General features: G+C 41.3%; 25 protein-coding genes. 18 read left to right on the top strand and 7 right to left on the bottom strand.

Translation table 11 applies throughout. The features are described 5' to 3' along the window. Window positions 1-114 precede the first annotated feature (114 nt). Window positions 115-1,029 (top strand): LysR family transcriptional regulator, encoded by a 915-nt coding sequence (locus EL244_RS04385; protein WP_006815638.1) that lies wholly within the window; start codon window positions 115-117, stop codon window positions 1,027-1,029. On the opposite strand, the gene EL244_RS04390 is transcribed toward EL244_RS04385, so the two are convergent. Next, on the bottom strand, window positions 1,009-1,944 hold the full coding sequence (locus EL244_RS04390; RefSeq protein ID WP_126459068.1) for a LysR family transcriptional regulator: 936 nt from the start codon (window positions 1,942-1,944) through the stop codon (window positions 1,009-1,011). The two genes, EL244_RS04385 and EL244_RS04390, sit on opposite strands and share 21 nt — an antisense overlap. Window positions 1,945-2,065: 121 nt before the next feature. Here EL244_RS04390 and lysA point away from each other — a divergent pair, with 121 nt between their 5' ends. Further along, a complete protein-coding gene (gene lysA, locus EL244_RS04395) occupies window positions 2,066-3,325 on the top strand; it encodes a diaminopimelate decarboxylase (RefSeq protein ID WP_126459071.1) in 1,260 nt (419 codons plus the stop codon). Window positions 3,326-3,388: 63 nt separating this feature from the next. On the opposite strand, the gene fadE is transcribed toward lysA, so the two are convergent. After that, window positions 3,389-5,854, bottom strand: coding sequence for an acyl-CoA dehydrogenase FadE (gene fadE / locus EL244_RS04400; RefSeq protein WP_126459074.1), 2,466 nt, complete (start codon window positions 5,852-5,854; stop codon window positions 3,389-3,391). Between the two features lie 337 nt (window positions 5,855-6,191). Between fadE and lpcA the strand changes: the two genes are divergently transcribed. After that, window positions 6,192-6,770 (top strand): D-sedoheptulose 7-phosphate isomerase, encoded by a 579-nt coding sequence (gene lpcA / locus EL244_RS04405; protein ID WP_006815634.1) that lies wholly within the window; start codon window positions 6,192-6,194, stop codon window positions 6,768-6,770. 27 nt (window positions 6,771-6,797) lie between these two features. Further along, on the top strand, window positions 6,798-7,565 hold the full coding sequence (locus EL244_RS04410) for a class II glutamine amidotransferase (protein WP_006815633.1): 768 nt from the start codon (window positions 6,798-6,800) through the stop codon (window positions 7,563-7,565). On the opposite strand, the gene EL244_RS04415 is transcribed toward EL244_RS04410, so the two are convergent. Next, complete coding sequence (locus EL244_RS04415; protein ID WP_006815632.1) at window positions 7,536-8,273, bottom strand: L,D-transpeptidase family protein; 738 nt, start codon at window positions 8,271-8,273, stop codon at window positions 7,536-7,538. The genes EL244_RS04410 and EL244_RS04415 overlap by 30 nt on opposite strands. A 414-nt stretch (window positions 8,274-8,687) precedes the next feature. On the opposite strand from EL244_RS04415, the gene EL244_RS04420 reads away from it, so the two are divergent. From EL244_RS04420 to nqrM, 8 genes are all read left to right on the top strand, one after another. Then, window positions 8,688-10,031 carry a Na(+)-translocating NADH-quinone reductase subunit A gene (locus EL244_RS04420; protein ID WP_006815631.1) on the top strand — a complete coding sequence of 448 codons (1,344 nt, stop codon included), beginning with the start codon at window positions 8,688-8,690 and terminating at the stop codon, window positions 10,029-10,031. Between the two features lie 4 nt (window positions 10,032-10,035). After that, the gene (locus EL244_RS04425; RefSeq protein ID WP_006815630.1) at window positions 10,036-11,274 is read left to right on the top strand and encodes an NADH:ubiquinone reductase (Na(+)-transporting) subunit B; all 1,239 of its coding nucleotides are present in this window, start codon (window positions 10,036-10,038) and stop codon (window positions 11,272-11,274) included. After that, window positions 11,267-12,061, top strand: coding sequence for a Na(+)-translocating NADH-quinone reductase subunit C (locus EL244_RS04430; protein WP_126459076.1), 795 nt, complete (start codon window positions 11,267-11,269; stop codon window positions 12,059-12,061). Before EL244_RS04425 ends, EL244_RS04430 begins: the two co-directional genes overlap by 8 nt. Next, complete coding sequence (locus EL244_RS04435) at window positions 12,054-12,683, top strand: NADH:ubiquinone reductase (Na(+)-transporting) subunit D (RefSeq protein ID WP_006657395.1); 630 nt, start codon at window positions 12,054-12,056, stop codon at window positions 12,681-12,683. Before EL244_RS04430 ends, EL244_RS04435 begins: the two co-directional genes overlap by 8 nt. Before the next feature lie 4 nt (window positions 12,684-12,687). Then, window positions 12,688-13,284 carry an NADH:ubiquinone reductase (Na(+)-transporting) subunit E gene (nqrE, locus tag EL244_RS04440; RefSeq protein ID WP_006657396.1) on the top strand — a complete coding sequence of 199 codons (597 nt, stop codon included), beginning with the start codon at window positions 12,688-12,690 and terminating at the stop codon, window positions 13,282-13,284. Between the two features lie 15 nt (window positions 13,285-13,299). After that, window positions 13,300-14,526 (top strand): NADH:ubiquinone reductase (Na(+)-transporting) subunit F, encoded by a 1,227-nt coding sequence (nqrF, locus tag EL244_RS04445; RefSeq protein ID WP_006815628.1) that lies wholly within the window; start codon window positions 13,300-13,302, stop codon window positions 14,524-14,526. Window positions 14,527-14,748: 222 nt separating this feature from the next. After that, window positions 14,749-15,780, top strand: coding sequence for an FAD:protein FMN transferase (locus EL244_RS04450; RefSeq protein WP_126459079.1), 1,032 nt, complete (start codon window positions 14,749-14,751; stop codon window positions 15,778-15,780). A gap of 16 nt (window positions 15,781-15,796) precedes the next feature. After that, the gene (gene nqrM, locus EL244_RS04455) at window positions 15,797-16,024 is read left to right on the top strand and encodes a (Na+)-NQR maturation NqrM (protein ID WP_006815626.1); all 228 of its coding nucleotides are present in this window, start codon (window positions 15,797-15,799) and stop codon (window positions 16,022-16,024) included. A gap of 138 nt (window positions 16,025-16,162) precedes the next feature. Here the strand turns inward: nqrM and EL244_RS04460 are convergent, their stop codons facing one another. The 3 genes from EL244_RS04460 to EL244_RS04470 all read right to left on the bottom strand — a co-directional run bounded on the left by EL244_RS04460 (window position 16,163) and on the right by EL244_RS04470 (window position 17,986). Next, window positions 16,163-16,531, bottom strand: a complete 369-nt coding sequence (locus EL244_RS04460) for a hypothetical protein (RefSeq protein WP_126459082.1) — start codon at window positions 16,529-16,531, stop codon at window positions 16,163-16,165. Window positions 16,532-16,554: 23 nt separating this feature from the next. Next, window positions 16,555-16,914: a hypothetical protein gene (locus EL244_RS04465; RefSeq protein ID WP_126462730.1), complete on the bottom strand. Its 360-nt coding sequence runs from the start codon at window positions 16,912-16,914 to the stop codon at window positions 16,555-16,557. A gap of 175 nt (window positions 16,915-17,089) precedes the next feature. Beyond that, complete coding sequence (locus tag EL244_RS04470; protein ID WP_126459086.1) at window positions 17,090-17,986, bottom strand: glycerophosphodiester phosphodiesterase family protein; 897 nt, start codon at window positions 17,984-17,986, stop codon at window positions 17,090-17,092. 305 nt (window positions 17,987-18,291) lie between these two features. Here EL244_RS04470 and dinB point away from each other — a divergent pair, with 305 nt between their 5' ends. Beyond that, a complete protein-coding gene (gene dinB / locus EL244_RS04475) occupies window positions 18,292-19,347 on the top strand; it encodes a DNA polymerase IV (protein WP_126459089.1) in 1,056 nt (351 codons plus the stop codon). Between the two features lie 447 nt (window positions 19,348-19,794). After that, entirely contained in the window at window positions 19,795-20,232 is a 438-nt protein-coding gene (locus EL244_RS04480; RefSeq protein ID WP_126459092.1) for a nuclear transport factor 2 family protein, read from the top strand. 169 nt (window positions 20,233-20,401) lie between these two features. Here the strand turns inward: EL244_RS04480 and pepD are convergent, their stop codons facing one another. Then, window positions 20,402-21,862, bottom strand: coding sequence for a beta-Ala-His dipeptidase (pepD, locus tag EL244_RS04485; protein ID WP_126436448.1), 1,461 nt, complete (start codon window positions 21,860-21,862; stop codon window positions 20,402-20,404). Window positions 21,863-22,171: 309 nt separating this feature from the next. Between pepD and gpt the strand changes: the two genes are divergently transcribed. The 4 genes from gpt (at window position 22,172) to proB (ending at window position 25,740) form a co-directional block, all read left to right on the top strand. Then, window positions 22,172-22,636 (top strand): xanthine phosphoribosyltransferase, encoded by a 465-nt coding sequence (gpt, locus tag EL244_RS04490; protein WP_006815620.1) that lies wholly within the window; start codon window positions 22,172-22,174, stop codon window positions 22,634-22,636. 161 nt (window positions 22,637-22,797) lie between these two features. Then, window positions 22,798-24,048: an esterase FrsA gene (gene frsA, locus EL244_RS04495; protein ID WP_126459095.1), complete on the top strand. Its 1,251-nt coding sequence runs from the start codon at window positions 22,798-22,800 to the stop codon at window positions 24,046-24,048. Window positions 24,049-24,119: 71 nt separating this feature from the next. Further along, the gene (crl, locus tag EL244_RS04500; protein WP_115164037.1) at window positions 24,120-24,521 is read left to right on the top strand and encodes a sigma factor-binding protein Crl; all 402 of its coding nucleotides are present in this window, start codon (window positions 24,120-24,122) and stop codon (window positions 24,519-24,521) included. Between the two features lie 115 nt (window positions 24,522-24,636). Then, a complete protein-coding gene (gene proB / locus EL244_RS04505; protein ID WP_039855654.1) occupies window positions 24,637-25,740 on the top strand; it encodes a glutamate 5-kinase in 1,104 nt (367 codons plus the stop codon). Window positions 25,741-25,742: the final 2 nt, after the last annotated feature.

Below are 25,742 nucleotides of genomic sequence, written 5' to 3' on the forward strand. Positions count from 1 at the left end.
AATGTTGTGTAAGGTTGTGTGCCTGATTTGGCTTGGTGTGTATATTAAATTGCAATTGAGTTAAGAAAAACGCCATAATCAGGTCATCTTTGTTGCATAAATCGGACAAATAGCATGGATAGACTGAAGGCAGTGCAGGTTTTTATTACTATCGTCGAGCAAGGGAGTTTGAGTGGGGCAGCAGATAAGCTGGATATGTCCCGGGCAATGGTGACTCGCTATTTAGCTGAAATGGAGCAGTGGGCTGGGGTACGCTTACTCAACCGTACTACGCGGCGGCTGAGCTTAACGTCAGCGGGAGAAAGTGTGTATCAGCAATCTTTGCAATTGAATGCTATTTCGCTAACGCTTCCTGTGCAGCAAAAACACAATACTAAAGATTTGGCAGGATTAGTGCGAATTAGCTGCTCTCAGTCAATTGCGCAAAGCGCGTTATCTCTGGCGATTAGCGAATTCCTTCAACTTTATCCTAACATGATGATCGATATGCAAATCTCCAATAAATCAGTGAATCTGATTGAAGAGCGTATTGATTTGGCGATCCGCATTACGAATCAACTTGAACCTAGCCTGATAGCGAAACCGTTATCTACCTGCCATTCTGTAATTTGTGCGTCTCCCGCTTTTTTGAAAAATAAAACGTTACCCACTCAACCCGAAGATTTGGCGCTATTAGAATGCCTGACATACAGCTTTTTTGGTCGTAGTTTGTGGAGTTTTGAAAAAGAAGGAAAAACCTCGACAGTATTGGTGGATGGCCGGTTAAGTGCGAATGAATCCGTATTCTTGATGGAGGCAGCGTTGAATGGTGCAGGCATTGCCATGCAACCTTATTATTCTGTTGCCAAGTATCTGCAATCAGGGGAATTAATCCAACTATTACCTGATTATACCCCTATGCCATTGGGTATTTATGGCGTGTATACCAGCCGCCAACATATGCCGACACCGCTCAGAGCGGTCATCGATTTTCTAGCGAATTGGTTTAATACTTCCTCCCATTGGCACTCATTGATGCAGCAGGGCTAAGGATAAATCCTGCTCAATTTGCGTAAATGATTGCTGCAAATGTTCCGTAAATATTTGGGTAAGTTGCGAAGAAGGTCGATGATTTGGCGTGATTAAACTCACTGTAAAAGGAATGGAGAAACTCAGTGGACGGATCACCAGTTTACCCGATGATTGCTGATGGAAATCCAACGCAGTTAATGGGTTAACAATCGAAACGCCAATGCCCTTTAATGTCATTGCACAGATTGACGAGGCGGAATGAGTTTCCATCACCATTTTTCGCGTCACATGATACTCAGAAAAAGTGGTGTCAATCAATTGGCGATAGCTATCTGTTAATGAAAGACTAATAAAGCGCTCGCCATGAAAATCATGGGGAGTGAGTACGGTTTTCTCTTCAAAAGGATGCCCAGCAGGTAATACACAGACTTCATTTAATGACCCTAATGTTAATTGTTCAGTACCCGGTGGGGTTTGTAAGTGCTCAGTTAATCCTACATCGTAGCGTTGGGCGGATAGCCATTCTTCAAGTACGGGGGATTCTTGGGGGATTACCGTTAAATTGACATCAGGGTAGCAACTCATAAAGGATTGGCAGACTTGAGGAAGCAAGGATTGTGCAAAAGCGGGTAAGCAAGCAATGGAAATTTGCGCATGTTCAAAACGACGAATGGTTTCTGCCGAGTTTCTGATGCGCTCTAAGCCATAGTAAGAGTGTTCAACTTCTTCATGAAAACGTAGCCCTTGGGCGGTGGGATGCAAGCGACCTTTCACGCGATCGAATAATTTAAATTGCAATAAATATTCAAGGCGAGCTAGCTCTCGGCTAATCGTTGGCTGAGAGGTATTCAGTAAAGCTGCGGCTTCCGTTAAGTTTGGGGTGGTCATTACTGCACGAAAAATTTCAATATGCCGCCAAGAAATTGCCTGCATCTCCATTCCTTTTAAATTCATATCAAATATGAATAGACTTTAGCAAAAAGGATATTTTTTTTCCCGATTTATTTGTCGAATAATCGAACGCATTATAATAAAGCTTGCTAACGAGGATTCGATGACAACATTCGCCAGCACGACCAGCCAATATCTTACCCCTGAACACCTACGTGCATTACCTGCTCAATTTGGTACGCCGGTTTGGGTATATGACAGTGAAGTGATTGTTGAGCGTATTAAGCAATTACAATTATTCGATACAGTGCGTTTTGCACAAAAAGCCAGCTCGAATATTCATATTCTTCGTTTGATGCGAACCCAAGGCGTGAAAGTGGATTCGGTCTCGTTAGGGGAGATTGAGCGTGCGTTAGTTGCTGGTTTTCAACCGGGGAGAGCGAAATCAGAGATCGTCTTCACCGCGGATGTATTAGATCCAGCAACATTACATAAAGTCACCGAATTAGATATTCCAGTCAATGCTGGCTCTATCGATATGCTGAAACAAATTGGCGAATATAAAGCGGGGCATCCTGTTTGGCTGCGTATTAATCCGGGATTTGGGCATGGTCATAGCCAAAAAACCAATACGGGCGGTGAAAATAGCAAACATGGTATCTGGCATCATGATCTGCCTGAAGCGCTAGCTATTATTCGTCAATATAATCTGAAGCTCGTGGGTATTCATATGCACATTGGCTCTGGTGTTGACTACCAGCATCTTGCGAATGTGTGTGATGCGATGGTGGAGTTAGTCATTTCCGCTGGCGTGGATATTGACGCTATATCTGCGGGCGGTGGCTTATCGACGCCATACCGTGAGCAGGATGAGCTGATTGATGTCGCGCATTATTACAGCTTATGGAACAGTGCCCGTCAGCGTATTGAGCAACATTTAGGGCATAAAATTGAACTGGAAATTGAACCAGGTCGCTATCTGGTTGCCGAGTCTGGCGTTTTATTAGCACAAGTCCGTGCGGTAAAAAATATGGGCAGCCGTCATTATGTGCTGGTGGACAGTGGATTTAATGATCTGATGCGCCCAGCGATGTATGGCAGCTATCACCATATTTCTGTTTTACCTGTGAATGGGAACAGTGTGGAAAATCAGCCACTTAAAGAGACAATTATAGCGGGGCCTCTGTGTGAATCAGGCGATGTATTTACTCAGTTAGAGGGTGGAATGGTAGAAACCCGTTTATTACCTGATGTGAAAGTCGGAGACTTTTTAGTTTTCCATGATACGGGGGCTTATGGTGCATCGATGTCTTCTAACTACAATAGTCGACCATTATTGCCTGAGGTTATGTTCGTTGACGGAAAACCCACATTAATTCGTCGTCGTCAGACCATCCAAGAGTTATTGGCTTTAGAGTTATAATATCATCATAAATTATTCAAGGGAGCCAATGGCCCCCTTGTTATTTTCCACGCTACAAATTAACTAAGCCGCTTTTTTCTTTTTCGGTTGAGATTCATCCTCTGACTCACAGTGTGGCTTTTTTGATGGGATAACCCCCAAGTCATCAAACTCAAACTCATCAACATTAATGGTGCGCAAGCGGCTATCCTCGGCTTTACGTAAAATATCCGCTTCTTCCTGAGTAATTGCATTCTCTTGCAACATTTGGTCAGCTAATTTATCTAAACGGGTAAAGCTAAAATGACGTTCTTTCAAGCGGCAAATACGTTCGAAAATTGGCTCTGCGGCAATAATGTCATACAGAGCTTGGTTAACGAGCCCATGTGGGTTGTGTTCAGTCGGTGTTAGATATTGACCGCGTCCGATTCTGTCTCGCGTTTCCGAAGGCTCCATAATTAATTGTGCCAGTTTATGATCCAGACGATCAGATGGCATTGACATCGCGCGACCTGTCGGGAATAACACAATTCTCAATACGCCAGCAATTAAGCGATTTGGGAAGTTTTTCAGTAAATCATCCATCGCTTTTTCAGATTGATATAGACAATCTTCTACTGCCCATTTCACTAAAGGTAAATCCGCTTTTTGGCGACCTTCATCTTCATAACGTTTCAAGGTTGCCGATGCGAGATACAGGTGGCTTAAAATATCCCCCAGACGAGCAGAGATACGTTCACGGCGTTTTAAACTACCACCCAGAACGCCCATTGAAACATCCGACAATAAAGCTAAGTTAGCACTGTGGCGATTTAACATTTGATAGTAACGGCGAGTTTCATCTTTGGTTGGTGCACTACTACCATGACCATTAGTAAGACCTAGCCAGAAACTACGGCATTTGTTGCTAATAACGTGTCCAATATGTCCAAAAACGGCTTTATCGAATTTATTCAGGTTATTGTCTTGAGCGGAGGCCATTTCATCAAGAACATATGGATGGCAACGAATTGCCCCTTGTCCAAAGATGATCATGCTGCGAGTTAAGATGTTGGCACCTTCTACCGTAATTGCGATAGGAGCCCCTTGATAGGATCTGGCCACGAAGTTAGAAGCACCTAAACAGATACCTTTACCGCCAGTAATGTCCATTGCATCAATGATGGAATGTTGGCCACGATGAGTGCAGTGGTATTTGACAATAGCTGATAGAACAGCGGGTTTTTCACCGAGCATTATGCCCGAAGTGATTAAGGTTGCTGCGGCATCCATCAGGTAAGCATTACCTGCGATACGTGCTAGAGGCTCTTCAATTCCTTCCATCTTGCCAATCGGCAGCTTGAATTGGCGACGAATATAAGCGTAAGCACCCGTTGCCATAGCCACACTTTTCAGGCTACCTGTCGAGTTAGATGGAAGTGTAATTCCGCGTCCAACAGAGAGGCATTCCACCAGCATTCTCCAACCTTGCCCTGCCATTTGTGGCCCACCGATGATGTAATCGATAGGCACGAAAATATCATTTCCGCGAGTTGGACCATTCATAAACGGCACGTTCAGAGGGAAGTGGCGATGGCCAATTTCAACTCCCGGGGTATTGGTTGGGATCAAGGCGCAGGTAATGCCGAGATTTTTTTCTCCACCCAGCAGCTTATCAGGGTCAGTTAATTTAAATGCCAGACCCAGTACAGTCGCTATTGGGGCGAGGGTAATATAGCGCTTATTCCATGTTAAACGCATGCCTAAGACTTGTTCACCCTGCCATTCTCCCATACAGACGACACCTGCATCTGGGATGGCACCAGCATCAGAACCCGCTTCAGGACTAGTCAGTGCAAAGCAGGGGATTTCTTCACCAGTAGCTAAGCCAGGTAAATAGCGTTTTTTCTGCTCATCAGTACCATAATGTTGCAGTAATTCACCCGGACCTAAGGAGTTTGGAACTCCGACGGTGATGGCTAGGATGCCAGAAACGCCCGCCAGCTTTTGTAATACTTGAGATTGGGCGTAAGCCGAAAACTCCAGCCCACCGTATTCTTTTTTGATGATCATGGCGAAAAAGCGATGATCTCGCAGGTATTGCCAGACTTCAGGGGTTAAATCTGCCAGTTCATGGGTGACTTCGAAATCATTCACCATGCCACAGACCGTTTCTACTGGACCATCGATAAAGGCTTGTTCTTCAGCAGTGAGTTGTGGTTTTGGATAATTGTGGAGTTTGTTCCAATTAGGAGCCCCACGGAACAGGTCACCCTCCCACCACGTTGTTCCTGCGTCAATTGCTTCTTTTTCGGTTCTGGACATTGGCGGCATGACTTTTTGAAATAAGGTCATGGCTTTTGCTGAGAAAAGAGATTGACGAACAGGGGTAAAGACAAATGGGAAAAGCACCAGAGCGACGGGTAATAATACCCAATAACTCCATATGTCGACTGCGCCCATGACGGCTGTGTAGGCAAGTAATAATATTGTGCTGAGAATTAATGAGCTTTTGTGGTAGCTCAGCACGCCGATTAAGGCGATAAATAAAACGATACTGAGAAGGATCATAGTGAAACTCCTGTCTACTTGTAAGAGGTCTGACCTGTTGGTTTCTTTAATCTATATCCGTTAATAAACAATTATCAAGATGTTTACATCTTAATTACAACTTGGCTCACAAAATAATCAAGTCATGCCGTGAATTATTGGGAATACCCGCAGTTTTGTATCGTCACAAATTGCCTAAATGTGTGGTTGATGGAGATTTCACCAAACTTGGCTGATACAACACAATCAGAAGTAGAAACAAAGTGTACCCTGTGCAACAATCGGGAAATCAAAGATTAATTACCTAGAAAGGCGTAATTATCTTCATCAAGTATTCGTTAAATTTAAGGGGAAACTCATGTACCAAGACTTGATCCGTGGTGAGCTGACGGAAGCTGCAGATACGCTATCCAATTTTTTAAGTGATGAAGCTAACCTGCAAGCTATCGAGAAAGCGGCAGTATTGCTGGCAGACTCTTTTAAAGCGGGCGGAAAAGTTCTCTCTTGCGGTAATGGTGGCTCCCATTGCGATGCGATGCATTTTGCAGAAGAGCTAACCGGTCGTTATCGTGAAAACCGTCCAGGTTATCCAGCAATAGCCATTTCTGATGTAAGCCATTTATCTTGCGTGAGTAATGACTTCGGTTATGAGTTTGTTTTTTCTCGTTTCATTGAAGCTGTTGGCCAAAAAGGGGATGTTTTATTAGGCATTTCAACGTCAGGAAATTCTGGCAATATCATCAAAGCAATCAGTGCAGCACGTGAAAAAGGTATGAAAGTCATTACTTTGACAGGTAAAGATGGTGGCAAGATGGCTGGTAGCGCTGATATTGAAATTCGCGTCCCTCATTTTGGTTATGCAGATCGTATTCAAGAGATTCATATCAAAGTGATCCATATCTTGATTCAATTAATTGAAAAAGAGATGGTTAAGTAACTTCTTTTGAGGCATCGGAGGCTTTAAATGTGCGAACTGCTTGGCATGAGTGCCAATGTACCCACAGATATTACTTTTAGTCTGAGTGGATTGATTTCCCGGGGTGGACAAACAGGTCCACATAAAGATGGCTGGGGAATTACGTTCTATGAAGGACTCGGGTGTCGTACATTTAAAGATCCTCAGCCAAGTTTTGTTTCTCCTGTGGCGCGGTTTGTGCAGGAATATCCAATCAAATCAGAATGCATAGTCGCACATATTCGTCAGGCAAATCGAGGCGATGTTTCTTTGGTCAATACGCACCCGTTTACTCGTGAGTTATGGGGGCGCAATTGGACATATGCCCATAATGGCCAGCTGAAAGGTTTTCGGTCATTGAAAACAGGTCATTATCGACCTATCGGTGAGACGGACAGTGAATGGGCGTTTTGTTGGATTTTGCATCAACTAAATCAAAAATATCCTCGAAAGCCGACAAATTGGCAATCAGTATTCCGGTTTATTGCGACTTTAGCTCAACAATTACGTGCAAAAGGCGTGTTTAATATGCTGCTATCCGATGGTGAGTATTTGATGGCATTCAGTTCAACGAAGCTTCACTGGATCACTCGAAAAGCCCCATTTGGTAAAGCAAAATTACTCGATCAAGATATCGAGATTGATTTCCAACAATGCACCACACCGAGTGACGTGGTGTCCGTGATCGCCACAACACCACTCACTGGAAATGAAACTTGGCAAAAAATAGAGCCTGGTGATTTTGTGCTATTTCACCGTGGTCAACGCATATTGTGACTTAGATCCCAATAACTGAGTCGGGCTTTCTGGCATGCTGTTAACATTATATTTACCTAATATTACAGAGACTTCGGCTGGTGTTTTTGTCCGCTCGAAGTAGTCATAAGCTGGCTGGAGTTGCTTCCAAAAAGCATAATGGCTGGAATTTCGGTAACGTAGCATATTTGTTTTAGTCATTCTAAAAGGATAGATGTTAACATCTATAATCGGCTGACCGTTTTGGAGTGCACGTTCGACGGTTTGGTAGATTTCTCCCATGGATTTATCTGTCATGGCATAGCATCCTGTCGATACACAGCTACCATGAATCATCAAATAATTACCGGTATACCCCTGCGCTTTATCAAAATCATTAGGAAAACCTAAGTTAATAGACCGGTAAAACTGGCTATTAGGGTTAAGTTGCTCGGCTGTAATCTGATAAAAACCTTCGGGACTTTTTAGGTCGCCCTCTATTTTTTTTGGGCCCAGCCCACCAGAAAACTTACAGATTGGATAAGTTTTGACTAATTTAAACTTTCCGTCAGACGCTTTTTGGTAGAGCTCAAGCACACCTTCTTGTTTAAATATTTGAATAAATATCGATGATTTCTGTTCGATATTCGCCCTTTCATTAAGATTAATTAATGTTTCTTTATTTTGGGCGTTAACAGTCGAAGATAAAGCAAACAGTAAGCTAAGACTGAGAATTGTACGTATACGCATAATTAAGCCGAATTTTGAAAAATAAATTGTTTAAAAATAGTACATGTTAGGGATATTTTAGACGAAGGAAATAAAATTTAATATAGAAAGTTAATAATTCTGTCTGAATGTTTGTTGATTACAAAATAATCAACAATCGATAAAGATGAATGCATAGGTAGGTAATTACGAGTTGTTACAACATAATTTTAAATTATATTACGATTTGCTTGAGCTACGTCACTTCTATAACCGGACAGAGGGAGAGGGAACTGATAAAATTATCGACGGCAGAAGAAGATAAAGTGTAGCAATATTGTGAAATTTACTTACTCAAGTGGCGAAAGTAACTTGGGTTATTTTTATTATTGAGTCGCTATCATTCATTGCTGAATCGTTAGCTTAGGGTTTAACTGATAAACTTGTGCAGATCTTATGATTAAAATTAAAAAAGGCCTTAACCTTCCAATCGCAGGTGAGCCAGCCCAAGTGATAGAAGACGGCCCGAAAATTCAACACGTAGCGGTGCTAGGTGAAGAATATGTCGGGATGCGTCCTTCCATGCTGGTTAAAGAAGGTGAGCGTGTAAAAAAAGGACAGATTCTTTTTGAAGATAAAAAGAATCCTGGAGTGGTATTTACTAGCCCTGCCTGTGGCAAAATTGTTGCCATTCATCGTGGTGAGCGTCGTGTTCTTCAGTCTGTTGTCATCGAAATTGATGGCGATGAACAAGAGACTTTTGAATCTTATGCAGCAGACCAGCTTTCAACGTTGACTAAAGAGCAGGTTGAACAAAATCTTTTAAGATCAGGTTTATGGACAGCTTTAAGAACGCGCCCATTTAGTCGTTCTCCAGAGCCTGGTTCATCCCCAGCTGCGATTTTTGTGACTGCAATGGATACGAACCCGCTTTCCGCAGATCCAACAATAATCATTGGTGAAAATTCGCAAGCTTTTAACGACGGTTTGGTGGTTCTGAGTCGTTTAACCGAAGGCAAAGTTCATGTTTGCCATGGTGCTGGTGAAATCCCAAAACAAGCAGCCAACTCACAAATTGTTTATACGCAATTTGCGGGACCACATCCTGCTGGGTTAGCTGGTACTCACATTCATTTTCTTGAGCCAGTTAGTCTCAAAAAAAGAGTGTGGAGCCTAAATTATCAAGACGTGATTGCGATTGGTAAGTTATTTACCACCGGTCATTTATATACTGATCGAGTTATTGCAGTTGCGGGACCTCAAGTCGAAAAACCGCGTCTGTTACGAACCCGTCTAGGCGCAGATATTTATGAATTAACTAAAGGGCAGCTTAAAGCCGGAGAAAACCGTTTAATTTCGGGGTCTGTGCTTTGGGGGGTGACCTGTGATGAAGCTCATCACTATCTTGGTCGTTTTCATAACCAAGTTTCTGTCTTAGCAGAAGGCCGTGATAAAGAATTGTTTGGCTGGATTATGCCGGGGGTGAATAAATTTACCATCACTCGTACAACCATCGGTCATTTTCTGAAAAATAAACGATTTAACTTCACGACAACCATGAATGGTGGCGAACGTTCCATGGTTCCAATTGGTAACTATGAGCGTGTTATGCCACTCGATATCATGATTACGCACTTATTACGTGATCTACTCGCGGGCGATACAGATACTTCTCAAGAGTTGGGCTGTCTGGAACTTGATGAAGAAGATTTAGGTCTGTGTACATATGTGTGCCCAGCTAAGTATGAATATGGTCCAGTGCTGCGTGATGTTCTGACCAAGATTGAGCTAGAAGGGTAATTCCATGGGTCTGAAAAATTTATTTGAAAAATATGAGCACCATTTTGAACCCGGTGGAAAGTTAGTCAAACTCTATCCATTGTATGAAGCTGTTGTGACAGTTTTTTATACTCCGGGCACCGTCACAAAAGGTCGTTCACACGTTCGTGACACAATAGACCTCAAGCGCATGATGATTTTAGTCTGGCTTGCGGTTTTCCCTGCTATGTTCTGGGGAATGTATAACGTCGGAAACCAAGCTATTCCTGCGCTGTACCACCTGTATAGCGGTGCAGAATTGCAGCAAGTACTGGCGAGTGATTGGCACTACAGTCTGGCTCAATTATTAGGGGCTTCATTAACTCCTGATGCGGGCTGGGGCAGTAAAATGTTGCTGGGGGCCGTTTACTTCCTACCGATTTATTTAGTGGTATTCCTTGTCGGTGGCTTCTGGGAAGTATTGTTCGCGATGATCCGTGGTCATGAGATCAACGAAGGTTTCTTTATCTCCTCTATCTTATTTGCCCTGATTGTCCCGCCAACCATTCCATTGTGGCAGGCAGCACTCGGTATCACCTTTGGTGTGGTTGTGGCAAAAGAGATTTTTGGTGGTACAGGGCGTAACTTCCTTAACCCTGCATTAGCGGGTCGTGCTTTCTTATTCTTTGCTTACCCAGCGCAGATTTCGGGTGACTTAGTTTGGACTGCGGCTGATGGTTTCTCTGGCGCAACTCCGTTATCCCAATGGGGTGCTGGTGGTCAAAGCGCACTGGTGAATACCATTACCGGTGAACCGATCACTTGGATGCAAGCTTTCCTAGGAAACATGCCGGGCTCAATTGGTGAAGTTTCCACACTGATGATTTTCATTGGTGGTGCATTCATCATCTTTTTCCGTATTGCCTCATGGCGTATTGTTGCCGGTGTGATGTTGGGCATGATTGCTATGTCTTACCTGTTCAACTTTATTGGTTCAGATACTAACCCACTATTTGCAATGCAATGGTGGTGGCACATGGTATTAGGTGGCTTTGCTTTCGGTATGATCTTTATGGCGACAGACCCTGTTTCAGCTTCCTTTACTGATAAAGGTAAGTGGGCATACGGGATTCTGATCGGTGTAATGTGCGTACTTGTTAGGGTTGTAAACCCTGCATATCCAGAAGGAATGATGCTAGCAATCCTATTCGCCAACCTGTTTGCTCCTCTGTTTGACTATATGGTCGTTCAAGCAAATATTAAACGGAGAAAAGCCCGTGGCTAATGATAAACCAGTAAATAAAGATGGCATTGGCAGAACCTTTATTGTTGTTTTTATTCTCTGCTTAGTGTGTTCCATCATCGTTGCCGGTGCTGCCGTCGGTCTCAAACCGAAGCAGCAAGAGCAAATTATGTTAGATGCTCAGCGTAATATTTTAAGTGTTGCGGGTTTACTCGAGCCTAAAATGAGCGCTGAAGCAATTCAGAAAACCTACAGTGAGCGTATCGAACCAAAACTGTTGAATTTCAAAACTAACGAATTATCCGATAGCATTGGTCGCTACGACTTAAACAGTGAATTACGCAGTGATGAAACCAGTATTGCTCTGTCTCCAGCAGAAGATATTGCCAAAATACGTCGCCGCGTAAATAGTGCTGAAATCTATCTGGTAAAAGATGAACAGGGAAAAGTTTCCCAAATTATCTTACCTGTTTATGGTTCAGGTTTATGGTCAGTGATGTACGCCTTTATCGCCGTTGATATTGATGGTGTGACCTCTCGTGGTATTACTTACTATGCACATGGTGAAACTCCAGGTCTAGGTGGCGAAGTCGATAATCCACAATGGAAAGCTCAGTGGCCAGGTAAAAAACTGTTTAATGAGCAGGGTGTTCCTGCAATTAAAATCGTGCGTAGCGGTGCTACCGATAGCCCCTATGGTATCGATGGCCTTTCAGGTGCAACACTGACATCAAACGGGATTCAACATATGTTTGATTTCTGGTTAGGCGATAACGGTTTTGGTCCGTTCCTGAAAAAAGTTCGTGAAGGAGCGCTGAATAATGGCTGATTCTAAAGAAGTAAAACGCGTCCTACTTGGACCATTGTTCGATAATAACCCAATTGCATTGCAGGTTTTGGGGGTATGCTCGGCATTAGCCGTCACCACCAAACTTGAAACGGCACTGGTTATGACTATCGCTGTAACCTTAGTCACAGCGTTCTCTAACTTTTTTATCTCATTAATTAGGAATTACATCCCAAGCAGTGTTCGTATTATTGTTCAAATGGCAATTATTGCATCGTTAGTAATTGTTGTTGACCAAATCTTACGTGCCTATGCCTATGAAATTTCAAAACAGCTTTCGGTATTCGTTGGCTTAATTATTACCAACTGTATCGTTATGGGACGTGCTGAAGCATATGCGATGAAAGCACCTCCAATTGAAAGTTTTATGGATGGTATCGGTAATGGTCTTGGGTATGGTGTGATCTTAGTACTGGTTGGCTTCCTTCGTGAGCTGTTCGGTTCTGGTAAACTGTTTGGTATCACGGTATTTGAATCACTGCAAAATGGTGGTTGGTACATGCCAAATGGCTTATTCCTGTTAGCACCAAGTGCATTCTTTATCATTGGTATGCTGATTTGGGGTTTACGTACTCTGAAACCAGCTCAGATAGAGAAGGATTAAGAGTATGGAACATTATATTAGTTTATTTGTTAAAGCCATTTTCATTGAAAACATGGCATTAGCCTTCTTCTTAGGGATGTGTACATTCCTTGCGGTATCGAAGAATGTAAAAACTGCGTTTGGACTGGGTATTGCCGTTACTGTTGTTTTAGGTATTTCTGTTCCTGCCAATAACCTTGTATACAACCTAGTGTTGCGTGATGGGGCTTTGGTTGAAGGTGTGGATTTATCATTCCTAAACTTCATTACCTTTATCGGTGTGATTGCTGCATTAGTTCAAATTCTGGAAATGATTTTGGATCGTTACTTCCCATCACTGTATAACGCACTAGGGATCTTCTTACCGTTGATCACCGTTAACTGCGCAATCTTTGGTGGTGTATCTTTCATGGCTCAGCGCGACTATAACTTTACGGAATCCATCGTTTATGGTTTTGGTTCCGGTATAGGTTGGATGTTGGCTATCGTCTTAATGGCGGCTATCCGTGAAAAAATGAAGTATTCAGACATTCCAGCGGGTCTAAAAGGGTTAGGTATCACCTTTGTTACGACCGGTTTGATGGCATTGGGCTTTATGTCCTTCTCCGGTGTGCAGCTATAAAGGCGAGAAGAATTCATGGATATTATTATTCTAGGCGTAGTTATGTTCACCCTGATTGTCTTGGCTTTGACAGGTCTGATCCTGTTTGCAAAGTCCAAGTTGGTCAATACAGGGAACATTAAAGTTGAAGTCAACGGCGATCCTGATAAGAGCTTTGATGCTCCAGCAGGCGATAAGCTGTTAGGTATGTTAGCAAATCAAGGTATCTTTGTTTCTTCTGCCTGTGGTGGCGGTGGTTCATGTGGTCAGTGCCGTGTGAAAATCAAAGAGGGCGGTGGTGACATCCTGCCAACTGAGCTTTCTCACATCAATAAACGTGAAGCGAAAGAAGGTTGCCGTCTGGCGTGCCAGGTTAACGTAAAACAAGATCTTAAGATTGAATTACCTGAAGAAATTTTCGGCGTGAAAAAATGGGAATGCGAAGTTATCTCCAATGATAACAAAGCGACGTTCATTAAAGAGCTGAAGTTAAAAATTCCTGAGGGAGAGGTGGTTCCATTCCGTGCGGGTGGTTTTATTCAGATTGAATGTCCTCCTCATGTGGTGAAGTACTCAGACTTTGATGTACCTGAGGAATACCGTGAAGATTGGGATAAATTCAACCTGTTTCGCTATGTTTCTGATGTTAAAGAAGAAACAGTTCGTGCTTACTCGATGGCGAACTACCCGGATGAGCACGGTATTATCATGCTCAACGTGCGTATTGCGACACCGCCTCCGCGTAATCCTGACGTACCACCAGGAATTATGTCATCTTACATTTGGTCATTAAAGCCGGGTGATAAAGTAACAATTTCGGGTCCATTCGGTGAGTTCTTCGCGAAAGATACTGATGCAGAAATGATCTTCATCGGTGGTGGTGCGGGTATGGCTCCAATGCGTTCTCACATTTTCGACCAGTTACGTCGTTTGAATTCTAAACGTAAGATTAGTTTCTGGTACGGTGCGCGTTCAAAACGTGAAATGTTCTATGTAGAAGATTTCGATCAGTTAGCTGCAGAACATGACAACTTTACATGGAATGTTGCCCTTTCTGACGCTTTACCGGAAGATAATTGGGATGGATACACAGGGTTTATTCACAATGTCCTGTATGAAAACTATCTCAAAGATCATCCAGCACCAGAAGACTGTGAGTTCTACATGTGTGGGCCTCCAGTGATGAATGCAGCGGTCATCAAGATGCTGAAAGATCTGGGTGTTGAAGACGAAAATATTTTACTGGATGATTTTGGTGGTTAATAAATAGGCCAAAACTATTCACCAAGCGCCCAGCTTACTGGGCGCTAATTGACTGTAAAGAGGAAAAAAACGGTTTTTTCCTCTTTTTGGTTGTAAACTTAAATAATCAAACTGGTATTTCTATTTTTAAACGTGAGTATTCTCTAGGTTTGTGAAATGTTGAGTTTTTTGGAAGCCTCAGCACCTCTCTAGTGGCGCTTACAATTAACGCTGAGAAAATTTATGCTAAACAGAAAAGTAATTGCCCCTGTGCTGTTATTCGCAGCCACTCTCTTTCTTGCAGCCTGTGGTGGACCTGAGCAACAAAATCTTCAGGGACAAACCATGGGTACCTATTATTCTGTTAAATATGTAACTGATTCTTCAGAGCCGACACCTGAAGCGATTCAAACTGAAATTGATAAACGTTTGGAAGAGGTTAATGACCAAATGTCGACTTATCGTCCGGGCTCGGAATTAAGTCGCTTTAATCAATCTACAGAAGTGAATGTTCCTTTCCCTGTCTCTGCGGCAACAGCAAAAGTTGTCAGTAAAGCGATTGAAATTAACAAATTAACGGATGGTTCATTAGATGTGACCGTTGGGCCTCTGGTTAATCTTTGGGGATTTGGTCCTGAAGGTCGAGTGACTAAAGCTCCGACAGACGAAGAGTTAGCTAAACGTCGTGCATGGGTAGGTATTGATAAACTTACAGTGCAAGATAACAACTTGATCAAAACTATCCCAGAGCTTTATGTCGATCTCTCTTCCATCGCAAAAGGCTATGGTGTCGATGTAGTCGCTGAGTACTTGGAATCTATTAATATCAATAATTATATGGTTGATATTGGTGGTGAGGTTCGAACTAAAGGTAAGAATGGTAAGGATACTCCATGGCGTATCGCGATTGAAAAACCGGCAACGGATGGTGTGAGCCAAACTGCTCAAGAAATTATCGAACCGGGTGATTTATCTATCGCGACTTCGGGTGATTATCGTAATTATTTTGAGCAAGATGGTGTGCATTTTTCTCATACTATCGACCCTAAAACAGGTAAACCTATTTCTCATAAGCTAGTTTCTATTACTGTACTGGCTGATGATTGCATGACGGCTGATGGTTTATCGACAGGCTTGAATGTACTGGGCCCTGAAGCTGGTCTAGCACTAGCAGAAAAAATGAATGTTCCTGTTTTTATGATAGTAAAGACAGATAAAGGTTTCGAAGAGCGTTACACTAAGGCATTCGAACCATTTTTACAGAAGAAACAGTAAATAGGAGAATAAAGGAATGCTGAATGTTTTTCTGGCAACCTTTGCCTTATTTTTGTTGGCATTTTTGGGTATGTCTCTTGGATACATTATTAAGCGTAAAAGTATTCAAGGAAGCTGCGGTGGTTTAAGCAGTATTGGTGTTGAAAAGGTTTGTGACTGCCCTGAGCCTTGTGATGCCCGTAAAAAACGTATGGCACGTGAAGAAGCCCGTAAAAAAATGTTAGAGAAAAATCGAATTATTTGATTTTTAAACTGACTATTTTATCTTCAGCCTTAGTCATGATGGATATCATCTGACTAAGGTTATTTTGTTATAAAATAAAGTGCATTTTTGTGTGAAAAAGCTCGGTGACTAAAACAATATTTTTACTACTTAGATTCATCAGACTACAAATAATTCAGTTGAGCAGGAGCTTGATGCCGGGAATGCTGCATATAAACGTTTAGATTCACCATTAATACCCAATATGACTTGATGATTATCTTCAGGCTTTATTTGGCAGGTAAAGTTAACGGAAGATCTCCAGTGCTTACCAGACTGGGTAACAAATTCAACTATCCAGTGATGGGGATCTTCAACGCGATAAAAAAAGGATAATGCATCAGGGGTAGTAGACAGATTTTTTACATTATATAGATACATACCTTGGACAGGAGAATGCAGCTCTGAAATATCATGAATGATTCTAACCTTATTTAAATCTTCTCCCCAAAAATTTTCAAATGTTATATGGCAACGTTCGATTGTCATTTTATTTCCTCTCGTTGCTATGGTTAAATTAATTGCATCTTTTTAGAGCATGAAATAGAGACAGGGTAATTAACAAATAAGCTCTTCACGTTACCATTAAAACTAATTTTGACTTTACCATTATCTCGTTCATTAATTTTACATGATAAAAAATCGCCACTATCCCAAGTTTCTCCACTCTTCGTTATGATTTTTCCTTTCCAACTACTCATTTCTGTGACAGAAAATTGAAATTCAAATATATCAGTAAGTGTTTGTTTATCTTTTAAATTATAAGAAATAAATGCACTTTCATACTCATTTGCATTATTTTGAAAAATAATTTCTACTTTTTTTATATCTTCATTCCACATGTTTTCAATTGATAATATACCTTTTGACATAGCCAAATTTTTTCCTCGATGAATATTTGGATTTTAAATATCATGGCATTTTAAATTGATAGTGTAATTAATATTGAATGTTATTGATTAATGAAAAGAGAGGGGCTAATAGAAATAAATTAAGCTACTTAAAATGGACATCATATGGTGCCAAATAAGTAGCTTAAAAATAAGGTTACTTCTTAAAGGCTTTAGGGGAATCAACCATCACCGCATCAGCGCCAATATCTTTAGCAAGCTGGTAGTCACTTTCATTATTTACGCCAAAGACAATAATATAAGCGTTACCATTTTTTCTAAAGCAATCAATCGCTTCTTTATCCCACGATAAAGTCGCAGGAGAGCGGGCTTCACCTAACGTATATTTCTCGACAACTTCGACTTTGCGATGTAGTTCAAAGCCATACCAACGAGTTGCTGATTTATCATTTTCTACCGAGCATTGGTGGCTCATTACGCTATTGGCTAACAGAGTGCGAGTTTCATCGCGACTTTCAAAGAGCTGAGTTTGGGGTGAAAGCGGTTTCAGTGCTTTCAAAAATGAATCATTAGTGGAATAGAAACGTACCTGATTAAAAGCTTTAGTCTTGTTTAACAACGCTAGAATTGCTTGAGCTTGAGTTTCTGGGTTCGCATCGGGGGACTTTAAATCAATATAAAAAGTCGTGTCAGGATATTGGGTTAATACGTTTTCTAATGTAGTAATCGTGGTTTGGCGAGCAGGTAATTTCGCGTTATTCTTTTGATTAAACTTATAGGCCGCATTAATTTGGCTCAGCTGTTTAGCGGTGTAATTTGAAACCATACCGTTCTTATCTGTTAGTGCATCTAAATCACTTGGGCGATAAAGCACCAGCTGATTATCTTGGCTTAATTGAACCGTTAACCAAATCGCATCGGCATTATTTTTCTTTGCTAACTCGATAGCATAGAGGGTGTTTTCTGGCGCATCTGCTGTCCCTGCACGATGGGCAACAATGTGTGGTGTTAAGGCAAAGGCTGATTGGCTAGCCAAAAGTAGTAACCCGATAACAGTAGATTTTTTGAATATTGATGTTGATATCATTGGCATGTGTATTATCCATAAAAATAGTGAATTCAAGAAACTAGAGAGAAATTAAATGAATACCTGTTTTAATGTTTTTAGTAGACTTTGTAAGTAGCGAGCCAGCAAATTAGGAGTAACTTTGAGTATTTAGGCTCATTAGTAGTGTCTCAGAAATTTATTTCAATCAGATGAATAAGTTGTGAGTGGAAGTTGTGTTATTACATTTATAATTATTGTCATCTTCAAAATGGTATTTTCAGAACTCATTGCATGGCTAACAAAATAACTGTATATTTAAACAGTTATTATTGGTGCGTAGGGCATCTATCATGCGTAAAATTATTCATATTGATATGGACTGCTTTTTTGCAGCGATAGAAATGCGTGACAATCCTGAGCTGCGCCATGTTCCCCTTGCTGTTGGTGGGAGTGCAGATCGTCGTGGTGTGATCAGTACAGCAAACTATGAAGCGCGTCGCTATGGGGTGCATAGTGCTATGTCTACGGGAATGGCTCTAAAGCTCTGCCCTCATCTTAAAGTGGTGCCCGGTAGAATGGCGGTTTATAAAGAAGCCTCGATTCATATTCGTCAAATATTTTCCCGTTATACAGATTTAATCGAACCGCTATCTTTGGATGAAGCCTATTTAGATGTGACAGATTGTTCACAGCTTCATGGCTCTGCCACATTAATTGCCGAGGCAATCCGTCAACAAATATTCGATGAGCTACAACTCACTGCATCAGCGGGAATAGCGCCAATTAAGTTTCTAGCTAAAATTGCATCGGATTTGAATAAGCCCAATGGACAATATGTTATTACTCCTCAAGAGCTACCTTCATTTGTTGCTTCTCTTCCCTTAAAGAAAATCCCAGGGGTGGGGAAAGTCACAGCTCAAAAACTCGCGGATATGGGGCTATTAACCTGCGCAGATGTGCAAAAGTATGACATGTTGTCGTTGATTAAAAGTATGGGGAAATTTGGTCAGGCTCTATGGGAGCGCTGCCATGGCGTTGATGATCGCCCTATTAATCCAGAAAGGATTCGTAAATCTGTGGGGGTTGAGCGCACATTAGCAAAAGATATTCATCATTGGGATGAGTGTTTGCCACTGTTAGATACTTTGTATGATGAGCTCTATTTTCGCTTAGAGAAAATTAAGCCGGATCTACGAATTGCTCGGCAAGGCGTAAAATTGAAATTTGAAGATTTTCAACAAACGACCCAGGAACATGTGTATCCCATCATTAATAAACAAGATCTCATTCAGTTAGCAAAACAGGCTTGGGACAATAGGCGATTAGGGCGAGGTGTCAGGCTGGTTGGCTTACATGTATCGCTTCAGAATCCTCAGTTAGAGAGACAGTTGTCTTTGATATTGTGAACATAGCCTAATGCATCATAGCCCATCAGCATATAATCGCTATTGCCATTCATATTCTTCAACTAATCTAACTTATTCATTTTTTTTGATTAACTATTGCAAATGTTTGGTGTTTCAAATGACGATGAATTGAACTACTCTTCTCAAATAAGGTAAGTTCATTGGTGGATCAGTGTATTCTAGAGGGTTGAAAATATTATTTTCATGGTCAAATTATTTGATTTTATTCTGGTTTATTTCAGTGCACACTACCACCGTGACAAGGAGAAAATTGAAGGTTTCACAGACTGATGCACAGTAGACATTAGTGATTAAGCGAACTTGCCTTGCCATTATTTGAGTTCGAAAATATGGGGTGAGTATTCATGAACTATAATAATTTTAGGTTTATACCTAATAACTGCGGTTTTATTTAAAAATAAATAATTGTTAATAATAGGTGATTTTATGAAGAATACTCTACTTTCCTCTATGATCCTGACGTCTTGTTTTGTTATGGCTACTGCTTCCCAAGCTGCTCAAAAAGAAGCAATTAAACTTGATTCAATTTTACAGGCAATTGATAGTATGGACCCGACTCAATTTGCTAAATTATTAACTGACGATTCAAAGTTTAAATTTGGTAATTTCCCTGAAGCAGTAGGGAAAGAAGCCATTGCAAAAGCTCAGACCGACTTCTATAGCAACATTAAAGGGTTAAAACATGAAGTTGTTCACTCTTGGCATGATAAGTCAAGTATTGTTGCTGAAATGAATGTCACCTATACCCGGCATGATGGTAGCACGGTCACGTTGCCAGTGACTGATGTATTTAAAATAAAAAATAATAAAGTGGCAGGTACATATATCTATATGGATATTGCTCCTCTTTATACGACTAAATAAGTACACAAGCAGTATCATTAATATGGATGAAGCTAAATCTTACGGTTGTTCACTTTATTTTCTAAATAACTCATTTAAGCAGAAAAGATCAGTTTCACTTTTTTCTTGTAATAAAAAACAAAAAAAGTGGGGTCATATGCCGATGACCCCAAATTTCATTGAATACGGGTTAGTTTTTAACGGGGATCGCTTTGAGGATCGCGGTTAATAACGTCCAGTATTGACCTACGCTTTCGATATGTACACGTTCGTCTGGTGAGTGAGCACCGCGGATAGTTGGTCCAATAGAAACCATGTCCATTAGTGGGTAAGGTTTTTTGAACAAACCACACTCAAGACCCGCATGGATCACCATGATATTGGGTGTTTTACCGAACAATTTTTGGTAAGTATCACTCACAATATGCATGACTGGCGAGTCAGCATCTGGCTGCCATCCAGGGTATCCACCTTCTGCGCGGAACTGAGCTTTTGCTAACTTACTTAAAGAGGTCAGCATGTTCACAACGTAGTTTTTACCTGTATCGATCAGGGAACGAACTAAGAAGATCACTTCAGCTTTATCTTCCGTCATTTTCACGACGCCTTCATTCAGCGAAGTTTCTACAACCCCTTTGACAACATCACTCATACGGATTACGCCGCTTGGTGCTGAGTTTAGGAAGAAAACCAAACGTTGTTGGCAATCATCAGTTAGTGCTTTTAACGCGCTGGAAGTTTCTTCTAAAACTAAAACTAAGTTAGGTTCTACAGCAGCCAATTCATTTTTCAGAATACCTTCGTAGCGAGTTCTTAATGCCGTTAATTCAGCAACTTTATCCGCTGGTACTGCAATGGTGGCATGACCTTCACGAGGGATAGCATTACGCAAAGTACCGCCAGTGAATTCCAACAGTTTTAAGTTTAATTCTTCAGCATGGCCAGCTAAGAAACGAGCTAATAGCTTGTTAGCGTTTCCTAAACCTAAGTGAATATCTCCACCAGAGTGACCACCTTTGAGGCCTTTTAACGTCATGGTGAACGTTTTATAACCTTGAGGTAAAGCTTCACGGGTTAAATCAAATGTTGCGGTGAAGTCTACGCCACCCGCACAACCCATGTAGATCTCGCCTTCTTCTTCTGAGTCAGTATTGATTAGAATATCAGCTTGTAGCCAGTTAGGTTGTAAGCCAAAAGCACCGTCCATTCCGGTTTCTTCTGTCATGGTTAGTAAGACTTCCAGTGGACCATGTTCAACGCTTTCATCAGCTAATACGGCAATCGCTGATGCCATACCGATACCATTATCCGCACCTAAAGTTGTACCTTCCGCAGTCACCCACTCGCCGTTGATATAAGGACGGATAGGATCTTTAGTAAAGTCGTGTTCAGTGTCGTTATTTTTCTGTGGCACCATATCTAAGTGAGCTTGCAATACAACTGGCTTGCGGTTTTCATAGCCTGGAGTTGCTGGCTTACGAATTAGAATATTTCCAACTTGGTCACGCTCAACGTGAAGACCTTTACCTTGTGACCACTCAATAATATGAGCAGCTAAGGCTTCTTCGTGTTTAGAAGGGTGAGGGATGGAACAGATTTTAGCGAAAATATCCCACAGCGGTTGTGGTTTTAGTGTAGCGAGTTGTGACACTGTTTTCTCCTTAGATCTTTTTCCCCGCCATATTTCAAGCTGTAGAGTTTACGAACACCCAAACAATCAACTGGCGAAGTTCACGGTTGAATTTTGTATTGTACTTAAGTGTGAAAACTCAAGTTTTAAGCGGTTTTATGTATTGAATCAGCATACCACTTTCTATCGAATAATGGAGAGTGCTAATAAGAATAATTCATTCTGAGGGATGGTTTTGCTGGTTTTTCCTGCGTCGAATCACTATAATCTCGCGCAACCTTTTTTCCGCAAGACACATTTCTGTTTTACTCAAGTCGGGACCCGAATTTTATGAGCGAAAAATATGTCGTAACGTGGGATATGTTGCAAATACATGCCCGTAAACTCGCACAACGTTTATTACCAGCAAAACAATGGACAGGCATCATCGCAGTAAGCCGTGGTGGTTTAGTCCCAGGCGCATTATTGGCGCGTGAGCTGGGTATTCGTCATGTTGACACCGTTTGTATCTCTAGCTACGACCATAATAATCAGCGCGAAATGCAAGTGATTAAGCGTGCAGAAGGTGATGGCGAAGGCTTTATCGTTATCGATGATTTAGTTGATACTGGCGGTACGGCACAAGCGATTCGAGATATGTATCCGAAAGCTCATTTTGTCACCATCTTTGCTAAACCAGCAGGTCGTCCATTAGTTGATGACTATGTGGTTGATATTCCACAAAACACATGGATTGAACAGCCTTGGGATATGGGGGTTGTTTTCATTGAGCCTCTGTGTGAACAAGATAAATAATCTGGTTGTGTTGTTCAAAGATTAGTGAGTGTTTATTTATGATAAACAACACATTAATACCTAAATGATTTGAACAAAACACGATATGATATAGGGGAGTGCAAATGCACTCCCCTTTGTTTTTTATGTGGCAGATTGATTGGTAAGATTAGGGAAGAAAAATGACTCAACAAAATTTATCCGAAAAACTGTTTAAACCTAGAGTTAGACAAGTCGAAACCTCGACATTAGTTTCCTATTCCTCCCATACACTGTCGCAATTCAAAAATCATAGTGTATTAAGTGGCTCCCAGCATACCCATTGGTATCGCATGATTAACCGTCTTCTATGGATTTGGCGTGGAATTGACGCTATTGAAATTGAAGAGGTTCTCAGCCGGATTGCGGTGGCTGATGCAAAACGTAGCAGTGATGAGTGGTTAGATACCATCATTGGTAATCGCCGAGGTAATTGGTGTTTTGAATGGTCAACGCAAGCAATGCATTGGCAGCAAAAAGCATTGAAATATGAAAAAGGGGATAAAGCGAGTGAAGCTTGGTTACACGCTGCTAATTTATATAGTATTGCCGCCTATCCATTTATTAAAGGGGATGAGCTAGCAGACCAAGCCATATTACTCGCTTGCAAAGCATACGATAGCGCTGCAAAATTCTCTGACTATCAGCTCAAGAAAATTGCATTCAAGGTTGATGGGGGAAAAGAAGTTTGTGGTTTCCTACATATTCCATCTGGAGTGCAAGGGCCATACCCTACGGTCATGGTTTGTGGGATGCTTGATAGCTTACAGATTGACTATAGCCGCTATTTTCGTGACTATTTAGAACCTCTGGGTATCGCAATGTTAACATTGGATATGCCATCTATTGGTTATTCTATTAAGTATAATCTATCCCAAGAAACCAGTACTCTGCATGAGCAGATCGTTCGCCAGCTCGACTCTATCCCATGGATTGACCATACACGGTTTGGGATAACGGGAATTCGGTTTGGAGCGAATATTGCTATCAGGTTGGCATATATGTGCCCTGATAAAATTAAAGCAGTGGCAACCATTGGCCCTATTGTTCATAGTTTATTACACGAAGAAAAATACCAAAAAAATATCCCTCGTATGGTTTTGGATGTTTTTGCGAGTCGATTAGGCATTTTTCAAGTTGATGGGCAATCATTACGCCATGAGCTAAGTTGTTATTCGTTAAAAACTCAAGGTCTATTAGGGCGTCGTAATCCAGTACCTATGATGTCCGTTTGTTTCAAAGATGATCCTTATAGCCCGAAAGCTGATTCTGATTTAATTATTCGATCATCTATGGATAGTCATTTATTAGTATTGCCGAATAGCCCTGTTTTCGAGGCTTTCGAGCGTTCTATGTCTGAAACGACAAAATGGTTAGAAAGTAAAATATTATAATTCTATTGAATAACTTGCTTATTTTTTAACATTTGTTAAAAAGGGATCTTCCCAAGAAGGAGATCCTTAATATGGCTTTACCGACTGATTACTCGAATGGAAAATATTTAAAGAAATTTGCTGCAATAGGTCCTTATTTACGAGAGAAACAATCTCTTAAAGATTGCTATTTTTTCGATAGTCTCGTGGTTTGTGTGAATGCGAATATCGCACCAGAGAAACGTGAGTTTTGGGGGTGGTGGTTAGAGTTGGTATCTACCCATGAAGGATTTGAATTCGCCTATCATCTTGGGATGTATGATAATCAGGGAAATTGGCAGGCAAAAACGCTAAAGAATTCAGAGACAACGAAAGCCGTAGAAAAAAATCTCGTTTCGTTTCATAAAAGTCTTTCTCAAAGATTATCAGAGCTTGAATTAACCTTATTCCCATCACCTTTAATGACAGAATTAAAACTGGAATTAAGCGCATAAAATTGTTTTAAGCCAACTTTTGTTTAATTTTGCGTTATGCCTGTTGGCATAACGCGCTTCTCCTGATAAAACTGATAGCTACGTTGTATTTATTAATCCTAATGGCAGAAAAATGATGAAAAATAGCCAAACGCTAGTGGTTAAACTTGGCACTAGTGTATTAACAGGGGGCTCACGTCGTTTAAATCAAGCTCATATTGTTGAGTTGGTAAGACAGTGCGCGCAGCAGTATGAAAAAGGTCACCGTATTATTATTGTCACCTCTGGCGCCATTGCTGCTGGTCGTGAACATCTTAATTACCCCGAATTGCCGGCTACCATTGCATCTAAGCAGTTGCTAGCGGCGGTCGGTCAAAGTCGTTTGATCCAACTATGGGAACGGCTATTTTCCATTTATGGAATTCATATCGGCCAAATGTTATTAACTCGCGCTGATTTAGAAGACCGTGAGCGTTTTTTGAATGCTAGAGACACTCTTCAAGCTTTGTTAGATAACGGGATTATTCCTGTTATTAACGAAAATGATGCGGTTGCAACAGCAGAAATCAAAGTTGGAGATAATGACAACTTATCTGCTTTAGCCGCTATCCTTGGGGATGCAGATAAATTGTTATTACTGACAGATATCGAAGGCCTGTATGATGCAGATCCTCGCAGTAATCCGGATGCGAAACTCATTCCAGAAGTACATGGTATCAATGATGATTTACGTCGGATGGCTGGGGATAGTGTCACTGGATTAGGAACGGGGGGGATGGCAACTAAACTACAAGCTGCAGATGTGGCGGGTAGAGCCGGGATTGATGTCATTATTGCTGCGGGAAATAAACCCGATGTGATCAACTCAGTGATCGAAAATATTCCTGTAGGCACACGTTTTTATGGGCAGAAAAACCCAATGGAAAATCGTAAGCGTTGGATTTTTGGTGCACCAGCCGCAGGAGATATCTATATTGATGATGGGGCGCAACTGGCTATCGTAGAAAAAGGTAGTTCGTTATTGCCAAAAGGCATAAAAAAAATCGAGGGTGATTTTTCTCGTGGTGCAGTAATCCGTATTCGCAATATGGCAGGTAAAGATCTAGCCCACGGAGTGAGTCACTATAATAGTGATGCATTAAGGATGATTGCTGGTCATCACTCTCAAGAAATTAGTAAAATCCTTGGCTATGAACACGGCTCTGTCGCGGTTCATCGCGACGATATGATAGTGAGTTAATT

The organism is Providencia rustigianii (assembly GCF_900637755.1).
Lineage (GTDB): Bacteria > Pseudomonadota > Gammaproteobacteria > Enterobacterales > Enterobacteriaceae > Providencia > Providencia rustigianii.